The organism is Xanthomonas sp. NCPPB 3583 (assembly GCF_041475715.2).
GTDB classification, from domain to species: Bacteria; Pseudomonadota; Gammaproteobacteria; order Xanthomonadales; family Xanthomonadaceae; genus Xanthomonas; species Xanthomonas euvesicatoria.
The window spans coordinates 3,550,453-3,564,203 of record NZ_CM191263.1 but is presented as its reverse complement, the minus strand read 5'-3'; the positions used below and the strand labels follow the sequence as shown (position 1 = coordinate 3,564,203).

10 protein-coding genes are annotated in these 13,751 nt (G+C 64.5%); 2 read left to right on the top strand and 8 right to left on the bottom strand.

All coding sequences use genetic code 11. The features are described 5' to 3' along the window. Window positions 1-93 precede the first annotated feature (93 nt). Both ACCQ07_RS15465 and ACCQ07_RS15460 read right to left on the bottom strand, forming a co-directional pair. Window positions 94-2,262, bottom strand: coding sequence for a methyl-accepting chemotaxis protein (locus ACCQ07_RS15465; RefSeq protein ID WP_372363434.1), 2,169 nt, complete (start codon window positions 2,260-2,262; stop codon window positions 94-96). A 514-nt stretch (window positions 2,263-2,776) separates the two neighbouring features. Next, complete coding sequence (locus ACCQ07_RS15460) at window positions 2,777-2,983, bottom strand: hypothetical protein (RefSeq protein ID WP_008578051.1); 207 nt, start codon at window positions 2,981-2,983, stop codon at window positions 2,777-2,779. 232 nt (window positions 2,984-3,215) lie between these two features. Here ACCQ07_RS15460 and ACCQ07_RS15455 point away from each other — a divergent pair, with 232 nt between their 5' ends. Further along, complete coding sequence (locus ACCQ07_RS15455) at window positions 3,216-3,926, top strand: rRNA pseudouridine synthase (protein WP_218490241.1); 711 nt, start codon at window positions 3,216-3,218, stop codon at window positions 3,924-3,926. 90 nt (window positions 3,927-4,016) lie between these two features. Here ACCQ07_RS15455 and ACCQ07_RS15450 read toward each other — a convergent pair whose 3' ends face one another. From ACCQ07_RS15450 to ACCQ07_RS15425, 6 genes are all read right to left on the bottom strand, one after another. Next, window positions 4,017-4,301, bottom strand: coding sequence for a hypothetical protein (locus ACCQ07_RS15450; protein ID WP_372364181.1), 285 nt, complete (start codon window positions 4,299-4,301; stop codon window positions 4,017-4,019). A gap of 521 nt (window positions 4,302-4,822) precedes the next feature. Beyond that, window positions 4,823-5,533 (bottom strand): hypothetical protein, encoded by a 711-nt coding sequence (locus tag ACCQ07_RS15445; RefSeq protein ID WP_256127329.1) that lies wholly within the window; start codon window positions 5,531-5,533, stop codon window positions 4,823-4,825. Window positions 5,534-5,751: 218 nt separating this feature from the next. After that, window positions 5,752-6,156, bottom strand: coding sequence for a response regulator (locus ACCQ07_RS15440; RefSeq protein ID WP_008578047.1), 405 nt, complete (start codon window positions 6,154-6,156; stop codon window positions 5,752-5,754). Window positions 6,157-6,234: 78 nt separating this feature from the next. Continuing rightward, window positions 6,235-6,732: a hypothetical protein gene (locus ACCQ07_RS15435; protein ID WP_008578046.1), complete on the bottom strand. Its 498-nt coding sequence runs from the start codon at window positions 6,730-6,732 to the stop codon at window positions 6,235-6,237. Between the two features lie 138 nt (window positions 6,733-6,870). Continuing rightward, window positions 6,871-8,667, bottom strand: a complete 1,797-nt coding sequence (gene recQ / locus ACCQ07_RS15430) for a DNA helicase RecQ (RefSeq protein WP_071118513.1) — start codon at window positions 8,665-8,667, stop codon at window positions 6,871-6,873. A gap of 223 nt (window positions 8,668-8,890) precedes the next feature. Then, window positions 8,891-9,439, bottom strand: coding sequence for a Dps family protein (locus ACCQ07_RS15425; RefSeq protein ID WP_031423751.1), 549 nt, complete (start codon window positions 9,437-9,439; stop codon window positions 8,891-8,893). A gap of 102 nt (window positions 9,440-9,541) precedes the next feature. On the opposite strand from ACCQ07_RS15425, the gene hrpA reads away from it, so the two are divergent. Then, the gene (hrpA, locus tag ACCQ07_RS15420) at window positions 9,542-13,663 is read left to right on the top strand and encodes an ATP-dependent RNA helicase HrpA (RefSeq protein ID WP_071118512.1); all 4,122 of its coding nucleotides are present in this window, start codon (window positions 9,542-9,544) and stop codon (window positions 13,661-13,663) included. Window positions 13,664-13,751 lie beyond the last annotated feature (88 nt).

Sequence of the window (13,751 nt, the reverse complement as noted above, 5' to 3'; positions counted from 1 at the left end):
GAGGTCAGTGGCGTGTTGCGATTGCCGCCGGCAACGGCTTCGGTGCGCTCAGGCCAGCTGCGCCTCTGCAGGGCAGCCAGCGGGCCACGCCACTCAGGCGTGGCGTACCTTGTCCAACAGATGCGCGACCGGCGCGGTAGCGCGGGTGTCTGCGCGGCGCGCGTGCCGTGCATCGATCTTGAAGATGGCGACCGCGTCGGTGAGGTGCACGGCTTGTTCTTCCATGGAGCGCGCCGCGGCAGTGGCTTCTTCCACCAGCGCCGCATTCTGTTGCGTGGTCTCGTCCATGTGCGTGATGGTGTGATTGACCTGTTCGATGCCGGCAGATTGCTCCTGCGAGGCCGCCGAAATTTCGCCCATGATGTCGGTGACGCGCTGGACGCTGGCCACAACCTCGCCCATGGTCTTGCCGGCGCTGTGCACCAGTGCCGAGCCTTCGGCCACGCGTTGGACGGAATCGTCGATCAGGTCCTTGATTTCCTTGGCTGCGCCGGAGGAGCGTTGCGCCAGCGTGCGCACTTCCGAGGCGACAACCGCAAAACCACGGCCCTGCTCGCCTGCCCGGGCAGCTTCCACTGCGGCGTTCAGCGCCAGGATGTTGGTCTGGAAGGCAATGCCGTCGATGACGGAGATGATGTCGGCGATCTTCTTGGACGAGGCTTCGATACCACTCATCGTGTCTACGACCTTGCCGACCACATTGCCCCCCTCCGAGGCCACGCGCGCGGCGCCGATCGCCAGTTGATTGGCCTGGCGCGCACTCTCGGCATTCTGCTTGACGGTAGAGGTCAGCTCTTCCATCGAAGCGGCGGTCTCTTCCAGGTTGGCGGCCTGCTGCTCGGTCCGCTGCGACAGATCCTGATTGCCCGCGGCGATCTCGCTGGCAGCCGCGTTGATCGACACGGCCGACTGCTGGATGTTGCCGACGATCTGCGCCAGCTGGCTCGCCGTCGCGTTGGCGTCATCGCGCATCTGTGCGAACACGCCGCGGAAGTCGCCGCTCATGCGTGCGGTGAGGTCGCCCGCTGCGATCGACTGCAGCAGTGCCGACAGCGATTGCAGATTTCCGTCCGCGGTGGACATCAATTGGTTCAGGCTCTCCACCATGATGCGGAAATCGAACTGGAAGCGTTCGACATCGCCACGGGCGCTGAAGTCGCCATTGGCAGCCGCCTGTGCAAGGTGCCTGATTTGGTGATTCATCGCCGACAGGTTGAGCTTGACCTGCGACATGGTGTTGCTGAAGGCGGCTTTTTCGCCCGGCAGGGGCTGCATGTCTTCGGAGAGTTCGCCGATGGCATAGCGCCCCATGATGCGCGCCAGATCGTTTTGCACGGCCACGTGCGAGGCCACCAACGCGTTGGTGTCGTTGGCCATGCGGCCGTAGTCGCCCGGGAACACGGTTGCGTCGATGCGGAAGCTGATCTGGCCGTTGTCGTGATGCTTGGCCATGTCGGTCTGCGCCGCGATGAGGTTGCGCAGCTGCAGTTGCATCTTGTCCATGGCCTGCAACAGGCGACCGGTTTCATCCGTTGCGGTGGTGTGCACATCGTTGCGCAGATTGCCTGCGGCGATGGCTTCGGCAGTGCGCGTGGCCTGGCTCAACGGCGTGGTGAGGCTGCGCGTGATCAACCATGCGAGCAGCGCACTGATCACCAGCGCAGCGATACCGCCGCTGGCCAGGATGATCTTGCCGTTGTGCATCGATGCAACCGCTGCCGCGTATGCGTCTTTGCTGAGGCGGCGCTCCAAGGCCGCATTTGCAGCAATTGCGGCTTGTTGCTCGTCCATCGCCGCAGCGGCAGCGCCTTGCAACAAGGCCTGCGCTTGCTGATTCTGGTCTCGCATGCCGTAGTCGAGAATCTGGTTGTTGAACTTGACCGAGACGTCGCGCTTTTCCTGCACCAGTGCGAGCGCGCTTTTCTCGAGTTCGCTGCTTGGCATCGCAGCCAAGGCATCGTGGGCTTGCTTGTAGCGCGCACGACTCTTTTCGATGATGTGCAGCGCGCGCCGGTTGGCCGCATCGCCGGACACCATCACCACGTCGCGCAAGCCGATCGCCACGTTGGTGTTGGCGTCGAGCATATCGGAGGACAGCCGGATCCTTTCCATGTTGTTGTTGACGATGGTGTCCAGCTCATAACGCGCATTGGACATGGTGATCAGGCCGGTCGCCACCAGCAGGCCCGACAGCAGAATTAAGATGCCGAAGGCCATTCCGAGGCGACGGCCGACATTGAGGCGTTGCAGAAAGTCATTCATGACCGCTTCCAGGTAGTACAGCTGAGCAGCTCGGTGGATGCGGGGTGCATCGACTCAAGCGTCTTGCCCAGCTAGCGGCCGGATTTGAGGGAGCTAAAGACCGTCGATCGAAAATACTTACCGCTGATTCATTACAGATCGGAAGTTTCCTGACAGCAGTTTCCCGTGTCCTGACATGGGTGCCCCAGGGCGCGAATTCGGATGTTTCTGGCCGGATCGAAGCGTGCCAGGAATGCAGCGATTTTCCGACGTTTTGCCGACATGTGCGCTGACCGACAGACGCGTATGACCGGTCACCGGATTGCATGCAGGGCCAGTGCTGCATCGAACGCTGGGCAACGATCTGCCGCGAGCCCGTGAGCGGATAGGTCGTGCGCGCTACCTCATTGGAGGTGTGCCACGCTGTATGCCGAGCGGATTGCCGCGCCGCAGCATGCATGCCAGTAAGCACCGCGTGCTGCAGCGTGAGCCATCGCGTGCGCAGCGGCGCGATGCGATGGCGATCACTCTTTGCTCAGGCTTCCAGCGCAGCGACCACGTCTGCGTGCAGTTGCTTGGCGCCACTCTCGCTGTTGAAGCGCGCAAAGACTTCTTCGCCGGAGATCAGCCCGACCCGAACCGAGTGGCAGTACGACCCGAAGCTTTCGCCAGCATTGAATGGGTCGCTGATGACAGAGATATGGTTGAGGCGGACCCGGGCGGTGCCGAACTGGATAAACATCTGCGATCTCCTGTGTGAGCTTCGAGTTTCCCACGTTGTCGTGCGGTGCAGAAGCGTTTGCCGGTGCCTGCGTGCACACGGCGTTTGCCGTTGCGTTGGTGGCGGGTAATGCGCAACTTGCGCAGGCGCACCGTCCAATGCATTGGGCAACGCTCCATCGTTGCCGTGCAACGACTCACGCGGGCGAGCAGCCAGCACGTACACTGCCGTCCCCTGATGCTGAGCTCGCCCGATGTCCGATCCGATCCGTCTCGATAAATGTGTAGCTGCCGCGTTCGGCTGCTCGCGTGGCGAGGCCCAGCAGTACATCGAGGGTGGGTGGGTCAGCGTGGACGGCGTGGTGGTCGAAGAACCGCAGACGCTGGCTACCGCGGCGCAGGTTACCCTGGCCGAAAATGCGGTACTGGCGCCTGCCGAGCCCGCCACCTTGTTGCTGCACAAGCCGGCAGGCATCTGCGTCGATGCCGCGCTGGCGCTGGCCACGCCGGCAACGCGCAGCGCACTGGATCAGGCGGAAGTACGTGTGCTGAAACGGCACTTCCTACGCTTGCACGCACCGCTGCCGCTGGAAGACGCCGCAAGCGGCCTGCTGATCCTGAGCCAGGATGGCCGCGTGCTGCGCCGGTTGAGCGCTGACGCCAGCGCGATCGAGCAGGAATTTCTGGTCGAAGTGCGCGGTGAATTGCGCCCTTACGGCATGGCGCGGCTGGCGCATGGCTTGGTCTATCAGCAGCGCAGTCTGTCGCCCTGCAAGGTGAGCTGGCAAAACGAAGACCGCCTGCGGTTTGCGATCAAGCACGTGCAGCCAGGCCAATTGCGCTACATGTGCGGCGAAGTGGGCCTGGAGGTCGTGAGCATTCGCCGCCTGCGCGTGGGCCGGGTGTCGCTGGGCAAGCTGGCGATCGGTGAATGGCGCTACCTGCCGGCAGGTGAGCGGTTCTGACTGCAGCACGGAGTATGCGGCTGCAGCCGCTGGAATCACGTCGCGCTGTGTGCAAGCGTGCTCAGTCACGGCCAGCAGCGCATGCAGCGATTATTTCTTGTTGCGCTTTTTCTTGGCACGCGTGACCAGAAACAGCACAACGGCAATCACACCGATGACCAGGATGATGAAGGCCGGAGATAAAAACGAATTGTCGCCCATGCGGAACTCCTGACAGTCTTGCGCAGCACAGCGCTGCGATGACGTTAGCCTAGCGAGCGGCCTGCTTGATCGCGTGAAATGCATGGCTTGCCGCAGAAGCGGGCGCATGGTTCCGCCGCATTCGATGATCAGCGCATCGACGTAATTGGCGCGGAAGCTGGCGTTGCCTTGCATCGATCCATGCAGCAATCAATCAGCCACCTGGCACGTGTGGGAGCGTGCCTGTGCAGCGTGATTCGGGAAAGGATGGCCCGGTGCATGAGCGGGTGGCCAAGCAGGCGCTTGCGCAATGATGCGCTCATCGGCATGCCGCGCTGATTGAGTGCCATGAAAGTGATGCGCAATCGCAACGACGGTAGAGCTGCGGTCAATCGCAGGACGGGGCAGGTCTTCCAGGCATCGAACCTGGCGCCAATTCTTTGGTGCTAAGCGACTGCACGGACGAACGCACGCGCAGATCGCAGGGAAGGCTCGGCCGTTCTGTCGCGCCTTTTCATCCGTGTCCCGGCAGGGGCGTGCTCTGCGCCCCGCGAGTTGAGCGGCCCAACAGGCCTCGCGTCCGGTAGCTGCAGTTTAAATGCGACATCTATCACGTAAATCGGGAGCGAGCCGACACGCTGTCGGGGCGTACCCGACAGCCGTCGCGACGATCTGCGCATGACCGTGGGCTTGTGCCCACAGCCCAGCTCACTGCATCACTGAAACGTAGAGGTGCAGCGGAAGCCGGAACAATCGATCTGCACCGTATTGCCGCTGCTGCAGACCGCGCTGAAGCGCGTGGCGCTGGTGGCCTGCACGGTGCCGCATTGCAGGCCATTGCTGATGCCCTGGGCGCGACTTGCCGCCGACGCGGTCGACATCGCCGGGCTTGCAGGCCCAGCGTTGCCCCCGACACTGGCAGACGCTGCCGCAACGTCTGCCTGCTCGGCGGCTGCCGGTTCGCTCGCCAATGGCAGGGTGACCGCCGACCCGTGCGCGGAGTTGCCTGAACTGGGATTGCCTGCAACCACCACACCGTGCGCGTTCTCGCCCTGCAACGGTTGGCCCCGGTCTTCACGATGGCGGTCGAAGCTCAGCGTCTGCCCGAACACCAACTGGATCCAGCTCGGGTAGGTATAGCCGGTGCCCTTGCTGTGATCGACGATGGCGCCAATCGCCCCGCCGATCAGAATGTTGCCCCAAATGCCCATGTTGGCGCGCGAGATGGAACGGCCGGCGGCATCACGTTGGCCGGGCAGCACACAGGTCACCTCCAGATCGCGCGCGGAACGATGCACTTGTGCGGTCTGGCCGGACTTCACCGTGACGCGGCCCTTGTCGTTGCTGATGGCGCAGTCGGCGCCGGAAACCAGTTGCCCATCGGCCGTCTTGGTGTCGATGCGAATTGGCTGGGTCGCGTCGTTCATGACCGTGGCGCAACCGCTTAGCGCAACCATGGCAATGGCTGCGGTCACTAGATGTCTCATGTTTTCCCCTGGCGTAGGACACGGTACGGCCAGCCGGGCGTTACGCCGCGTCTGTGGTACTACCGTGGTGTGGTCGATCCCCGTTGTCGCCGCATCGCGCGAGGGCTGGCATTTAATACCGGGATTGTGGGCGGCCGTCCAGTCGCGGCCGCTCGTGTTTACGCGACCGGGGTGGCCAGCACGCGGTGCTTGGCCATCACGCTGCGGATCGCACTGAGCAGTTGCTCAGGGGTATACGGCTTTTCCAGAAAGGCCACGCCGTCGGGCAGGATCTCTTCCACGTATTCGACCGCCAGGCCCGAAGTCAGCAGCACCGGCAGGTTGTACGGCGCATGTGCAGTCTTGAGCGCCAGATCCACACCGGTCAAGCCGCCCGGGAAATGGATATCGGAAAACAGCACGTCCACCCGCGGGTCGCTTTCGATCAAGGCCAAAGCTTCTTCGACCGAGCCGGCGCTACGGCAGGTGAACCCATAGCTCTCCAGCACAAGGCAGCTGAGCTGTCGGGTTCCGTCGCCGTCTTCGACAACGAAGACAACCGGCCGTTCCTTGTTCTGTGGCATGAGCTGGTCTCGTAAGGCAGGCCACATTCTCAGCGATGCGGCAGTGAACCCTCTGTCAACGCACACCTCGCCGTATGGTTACCAGCCGAACGGGCCCGGACCATAGCCGCCGGGTGCATAACGCGGGCCAAAAATGGAGCCCTCACCACGTCCGACGCTGATGCTGACGCCAATCTGGTGCGCCTTACCGTCGTCGTCATAATAGGTCTTGCAGGAATTCAAATTCACCGCCTGCCAGTTGCTGTTGCCGCCGCGGCTGGAGTAGCCCAGGCCGGTTTCGACAGCACCATGCAGCTTGCCCTGGCATTGCTCGGCGCGCTCGGCAGCGATGGAAGCGGCACTTGGCCGGGCTAGCGCCGGCTTGGGGCCGCTCTTGTCGCCGTAGAAGGTGCCCGGCGGGTCGTTGCTGTATTCCGGGTCGGAGCGGAGCTGCACCGGGGCTTGCGGAATGCTCAGGTCCAGCGAACGTGCGCTCGCCGTTTCGGGATTGCCGTCGCTGGCTTGGGCCAACGCACTTCCAGCGGCGACGCTGCCGGTGGCAAACAGAGTGACCAGAACAAGCAGGCTGCGTTTCATCGGTTGGACTCTACGAAGAGGGGCTGGCGGCGCGTGCCGGCTCGCTTTGTGAAACTAGCAACGGCTGATTGAATGCGCGCTGTCGATCCTGCGGATTTTTGTGCCGTCTGCGGTGTTGTGTTGACACATGCTGCTGCATCAGCCCTGTTCGCGCACGATCTCGATCAATTGCGCGCCATAACGCGCCAGCTTGCCGCCGCCGATGCCGCCCACCCGCGACAGCGCATCGATGCTGGTTGGCCGTTGTTCGGCGATGTTGCGCAAGGTGCTGTCGTGGAAGATCACGAAAGCCGGCACGTTCTGTTCCTTGGCCAGATCCGCGCGCAGGCCACGCAAGGCGTTGAACAGCGCCAGATCCTGCGGCTGCACCGGCAGGCCGGTGCGCTGCGCGCTGCGCTCGCGCCCGGCAGCCGGGTTTTCGCGGCGCATCATGACCTGGCGCTCGCCCTTGAGCACCTGGCGGCTGGCATCGGTGAGGCGTAGGCCGCCATGACCTTCGCTATCCACCTCCAGCAGGCTGGCGGCCACCAGCTGGCGAAATACGCCGCGCCAGGTGCGTTCGTCCAGGTCGCGGCCGATGCCGTAGGTGCTCAGCTGGTCGTGGCCCAGCTGTTTGATACGTTCGTTTTCGCTACCACGCAGGATGTCGATCAGATGGCCCACGCCAAAGCGCTGCCCGCTGCGATACACGCAACTGAGCGCCTTCTGCGAGGCCACCGTGGCGTCCCAGGCGGCGGCCGGGGTCAGGCAGTTGTCGCAGTTGCCGCAGGGTTTGGGATAGGTCTCGCCGAAGCCGGCCAGCAGCACCTGGCGGCGGCATTGCATGGATTCGCAATAGCCCAGCAGGTGGTCGAGCTTGGCGCGCTCCAGACGCTTGCGCTCTTCGGCGGCTTCGCCTTGCTCGATCATCTGCTTGAGCAGCACCACATCGCCCAGGCCGTAACACAGCCAGGCGTCGGCGGGGTCGCCGTCGCGGCCGGCGCGTCCGGTTTCCTGGTAATAGCCCTCCAGCGATTTGGGCAGATCCACGTGCGCCACAAAGCGCACGTCCGGCTTGTCGATGCCCATGCCGAAAGCGATCGTGGCGGCCATGATGATGCCGTCCTCGCGCAGGAAGCGGCGCTGGTTTTCTGCACGCACCTCTGCCGGCAGGCCAGCGTGATAGGGCAGTGCATTGAAGCCTTGCGCGCACAGTTGCTGCGCGGTTTCTTCCACCTTGCGCCGCGACATCGCATACACGATGCCGGCCGAGCCACGATGACGGCCCAGGAATTCCTGCAGCTGTTTGCGCGCGTTGTCCTTCTGCACCACCGTGTAGCGGATGTTGGGGCGGTCGAAGGAACTGACGAAGTGGCGCGCGTCCACCAGATCCAGGCGCTCTGCGATTTCGCGCTGGGTCGGCGGGTCGGCGGTGGCCGTCAGCGCCATGCGCGGAATATGCGGCCAGCGCTCGTGCAGCACGGTGAGCTGGCGGTATTCCGGGCGGAAATCGTGGCCCCATTGCGAGACGCAATGGGCTTCGTCGATGGCGAACAGCGCAATGCGGCTACGTTCCAGCAACGAGAGGAAGCGCTGGGTCAGCAAGCGCTCGGGCGCAACGTAGAGCAGATCCAGGTCGCCGGACAACAGGGCGCGTTCCACGCGCTGGGCGTTTTCTGCATCCAGGGTGGAATTGAGGAACTCGGCGCGTACGCCGAGCTGGCGCAGGGCCTCGACCTGATCCTGCATCAGCGCGATCAGCGGCGAGACCACGATGCCGATGCCGTCGCGTAGCAGCGCCGGCACCTGGTAGCACAGCGACTTGCCGCCACCGGTGGGCATCAGGACCAGGGCATCGTTGCCGGCAGCGACGTGTTCGACAATGGCCTGCTGCGGGCCGCGGAAGTCGTCGTAGCCGAAGACGCGGCTGAGCAGTTCGTGAGCGGGGGAAGACATCGACCTAGGATACCGTGCGGGTCAAGCCCTGGCCGGATGGCATGGGAGCAGCTGCGCGCAATGGCAGATCGGAGATTGCCGCGATGTGCTGTATGTCGGCGCGCAGGGGACGCACTGAAGCCTTATGCGGTTGGGATGACGTGGGCTTCGCACCGTACCCTCACCCCAACCCCTCTCCCGGCGGGAGAGGGGCTCAAACCCGAAGGGGCGAAGCCCAGAGGGTTTACTGCAGCAGCGAGCGCAGCATCCAGGCGTACTTTTCGTGGGTCTGCAGACGCTGGGTCAGCAGGTCTACGGTCGGGTCGTCGCCGGCGTCGTCGGCGGTGCCCAGCACCTTGCGTGCGGTGCGGCAGACGGCTTCGTTGCCGCTGACCAGCTGACGCACCATTTCACGCCAGTCGGCGCTGTCGCTCAGGCCCGGCTCTTCCGGGATCGAGGTCAACGCGACGAATTCGCGGTACGAGCCCGGCGCGTTGTAGCCAAGGGCGCGGATGCGCTCGGCCACCTCGTCCAGCGCCGCCCACTGCTCGGTGTACTGGGTTTCGAACATGGTGTGCAGCGAGTTGAACATCGACCCGGTGACGTTCCAGTGGAAGTTGTGGGTCTTCAGATACAAGGTGAAGGCGTCAGCCATGTAGCGGGCCAGACCGTCGGAGATCTGCTTGCGATCGCTGTCCTTGATCCCGATATCGATATGCGGTGCCGACGCAGCAGCGACCGGCAGGGCCTCACTGACGACGACGGGCTTATTGGCGTTTTTTTTCTTGGACATGGGATGGTCCTTGCAGGGTGGATGTCTTGGGGAACTGATATGGCGTCACAATAGACAGGCTAAAGGATCAAACGTCATTCAATTTTTCACATTTTTCCATCAATGAGCGCTATCGACTCCACCCTTGCCGACACCTTGCGTGAGCGCCGCCGTGCCGTGGATGGTGCGATGAGCCGCGACCGTGGCCGCTTGCTGGGCCTATGGTCGCGCTGGCAGGGCAAGCCGGGCAACCCGCAGGTGCGCGATGCGTTCGAGCAGGCGCTGGCGGCATCGCAGGCGCAACGCCAGGCGCGGGCCGAGCAGCAGCCGGCCATCACGCTGGACGACCAGTTGCCGATCGCACGCGAGGCCGAGCGCATCATCGCGCTGATCCGCGACCATCAGGTGGTGGTCATCGCCGGCGAAACCGGCTCGGGCAAGACCACCCAGCTGCCCAAGCTGTGCCTGGCGGCCGGACGCGGAGCCGCCGGGATGATCGGCTGCACCCAACCACGCCGGATCGCCGCGCGTGCAGTGGCCGCGCGCGTGGCCGACGAGCTGAAGACGCCATTGGGCACGACGGTGGGCTTCCAGGTGCGCTTCACCGATCGCGTCAGCGATCAGTCGCGCATCAAGTTCATGACCGACGGCATCCTGCTGGCGGAAATCGCCAGCGATCGTTGGCTGTCGTCCTACGACACCATCATCGTGGACGAGGCGCACGAGCGCAGCCTCAACATCGATTTCCTGCTCGGCTATCTCAAGCAGTTGCTGCGCAAGCGCTCCGACCTCAAGTTGATCGTCACCTCGGCCACCATCGATACCGAGCGCTTTGCCCAGCATTTCGACAACGCGCCGGTGATCAGCGTGGAAGGCCGCACCTTCCCAGTCGAGGTGCGTTATCGCCCGCTGGAAGGCGATACGGGCGACAGCGACGACGGCGAACACGGCAGCGGCCGCGACGGCGAGCGCAGTGTCAACGATGCGATCGTGGCGGCCATCGACGAAATCACCCGCATCGACCCGCGCGGCGATGTGCTGATGTTCCTGCCGGGCGAGCGCGAGATTCGCGATGCGCACCAGTCGCTGGAACGGCGCAAATACCGCGAAACCGAAGTGGTGCCGCTGTACGCGCGGCTGTCGGCGGCCGATCAGGACCGTGTGTTCAACCCGGGCCCGCGCCGGCGCCTGGTACTGGCCACCAACGTGGCCGAGACCTCGCTGACGGTGCCGCGCATCCGCTATGTGGTGGATCCGGGGCTTGCCCGCGTCAAGCGCTACAGCCCGCGCCAGAAGCTGGACCGGCTGCATATCGAGCCGATCTCGCAGGCCAGCGCCAACCAGCGCATGGGCCGTTGCGGGCGCATTGCAGAGGGTATCTGCTACCGGCTGTATGCCGAAGCGGACTTTGCCGCGCGTCCGGCGTTCACCGATCCGGAAATCCGACGTTCCTCGTTGTCCGGGGTGATCTTGCGCATGCTGCAGTTGGGGCTGGGCAGGATCGAAGACTTCCCGTTCCTGGAGGCACCTGACGAACGTGCGGTGGCCGATGGATGGCAACAGCTGCTGGAGCTGGGCGCCATCGATGCGCAGCGGCGTCTGACCGCCACCGGGCGCCAGATGGCGCGCCTGCCAGTGGACGTCAAGCTGGCGCGCATGCTGGTGGCCGCGCAGCAACATGGGTGCCTGCGCGAGATGATCATCATCGCCGCATTCCTGGGCATCCAGGATCCGCGCGAGCGCCCGCCGGAAGCGCGCGAGGCCGCCGATAACGCGCATGCGCTGTTTGCCGACGCGCGCTCTGAATTCGTCGGCATCCTGCGCTTGTGGGATGCGTACCGGCAGGTGCATGAAGATCTCACCCAATCCAAGCTGCGCGACTGGTGCAACCGGCATTTCCTCGGTTTCCTGCGCATGCGCGAGTGGCGCGAGCTGCACCGGCAGCTGCGGTTGCTGTGCGAAGAACTGGGTTGGAGCGAAGAGCCGGCCAATGTGATGCTGGCGCCGTTGTTGGCCGGTGCCAGCGCGCCCGCCCGCGAGGACGGCCACAACGTCAACCGGCCCACGCGTGGCCAACTGCACCGTGCTGCGCGGCTGGCGCGCGAAGGCAAGCCGGATCCGAATGCAGCACCTGCGCAACCTGCACCTGCAGCGACGAACAAGCAGGCCGAGGCTGCCGAAGCCTCGGCGCGAACCACCGAGCGCGAGCGTGCGGCGGCGTATCAGGCGCTGCATCGCGCGCTGCTGGCGGGCCTGCCGACGCAGATCGGTCATCGCACCGAAAAAGGCGATTATCTGGCCGCGCGGCAACGCCGCTTCGTGCCGTTTCCGGGTTCCGCATTGGCGCGCAAACCGCCGCCGTGGATTCTGGCGGCCACGCTGCTGGACACGCAGAAAGTGTGGGGCATGACCAATGCCGCGATCGAGCCGGATTGGGCGATTGCCGAGCTGCCGCATCTGCTGGCGCGCAAGCATTTCGATGCGCACTGGTCGCGTGCGCAGGGGCAGGTGGTCGCTTCGGAACAGATCAGCCTGTTCGGGCTGGTGCTGGCGCCGAAAAAGCCCGTGCACTTCGGCAAGATCGATCCGGCCGCAGCGCATGACCTGTTCGTGCGCCAAGGCCTGGTGACGGGCGAAATCAATACGCGGGCCGCATTCGTGGCCGACAATCTCAAGGTGCTCGAGCAGGCGCGCGAAGAAGAGGCCAAGCTGCGTCGTGCCGGTATCGTTGCCGACGAAGGCTGGCAGGCGCGCTGGTATCTGGATCGCATTCCGGCCGAGCTGCATTCGGCCAGCGGTCTGGATGCGTGGTGGAAGACCTTGCCGCCGGACAAGCGCCGCAGCCTGCATTGGTCGTTGAACGATCTGCTGCCGGGCGAAGGCAGCGAAGCCGATCGCTTTCCGAAATATTTCCCAATCGGCGATGCGCGCTTGCCGTTGCATTACCGCTTCGAGCCGGGGGCCATCGACGACGGCGTGACGCTGGAGGTGCCGTTGCACCTGCTCAATGCGCTGGATCCGGCGCGCCTGTCGTGGCTGGCGCCGGGCTTCGTCGCCGACAAGGCGTCTGCGTTGATTCGTAGCCTGCCCAAGGCGCAACGCCGCAACTATGTGCCGGCACCGGATTTCGGACGTGCGTTTTACGAGGCATTTAGCATTGCCTCGGCCGACGATATCCGCGGCGAACTGGCGCGCTTTCTGACCAAGGCCACCGGGACGCAAGTGGCAGCGCTGGATTTCGATGAGCAGGCGCTGGACACGCATTTGCTGATGAACCTGCGCCTGCGCGATGACGACGGCAAGGTGCTGGCCGAGTCGCGCGATCTGGACGGGCTGCGTGCGCGCTTCGGCGAGCGCGCGGGGCAGGCATTCGCCGCACGGGCCGGGCGCGCGCTGGCCGCCGAAGGCCTGCGCGACTTTCCGAGTGCGCCGATTCCCGAACAGGTGGCCGGCGAGGCCGGCGTGCCGGCATACCCGGCGCTGGTGGATCAAGGCGACAATGCGGCGCTGCGTATCTTTGCAGACCGCAACGAGGCTACATGGGCGCATCCGCGCGGCGTGCGGCGCTTGCTGGAAATCGCATTGGCCGACAAGATCAAGCAGGCGCGCAAGCAACTGCCGGTATCGCCCAAGACCGGTCTGCTGTATGCGGCGATCGAATCGCAGGAACGCCTGCGTGGCGATCTGGTCGATGCGGCGCTCAATGCCGTGCTGGCCGATGGCCTGGGCGCCATTCGCGACCCCGGCGCATTTGCGCAGCGCCGCGACGATGCGGGCAAGCGGCTGTTCGGCGAAGCGATGGAGCGTTTGAAGTTGGCCGAAAGCATCCTGGGCGCCGTGGCCGAACTCAAGCCACTGCTGGAGGCGCCGTTGATGGGCTGGGCACGCGGCAACCTGGACGACATGGAGCAGCAACTGCGCGCGCTGGTGCATGCAGGCTTCCTGCGCGACACGCCGGCCGATGCATTGGCCAATTATCCGCGCTACCTCAGGGCGATGATCCTGCGTACCGAGCGCGCAAAGCGCGATCCTGCGCGCGACCAGGCGCGCATGCTCGAGCTCAAACCGTTCGTGGATGCAGTGGAAGCCGCCGCTGCGCACGGTTTGCAAGACCGCCAAGAGTGGCAGGCGCTGCGTTGGGATCTGGAAGAACTGCGCGTGTCGGTCTTTGCGCAGGAGCTGGGTGCCAAATCCGGCGTTTCGGCGAAGAAACTGTCGCAACGGGTCGCTGCACTGCGCAGTTGAGCCTTCGGTCGGGCATGTATCCGAACAAAGCCGCGTGCGTCTTTATAAGGCACGCGGCGTGCGCCTCCGATGCTGAGAACGGCCCGTA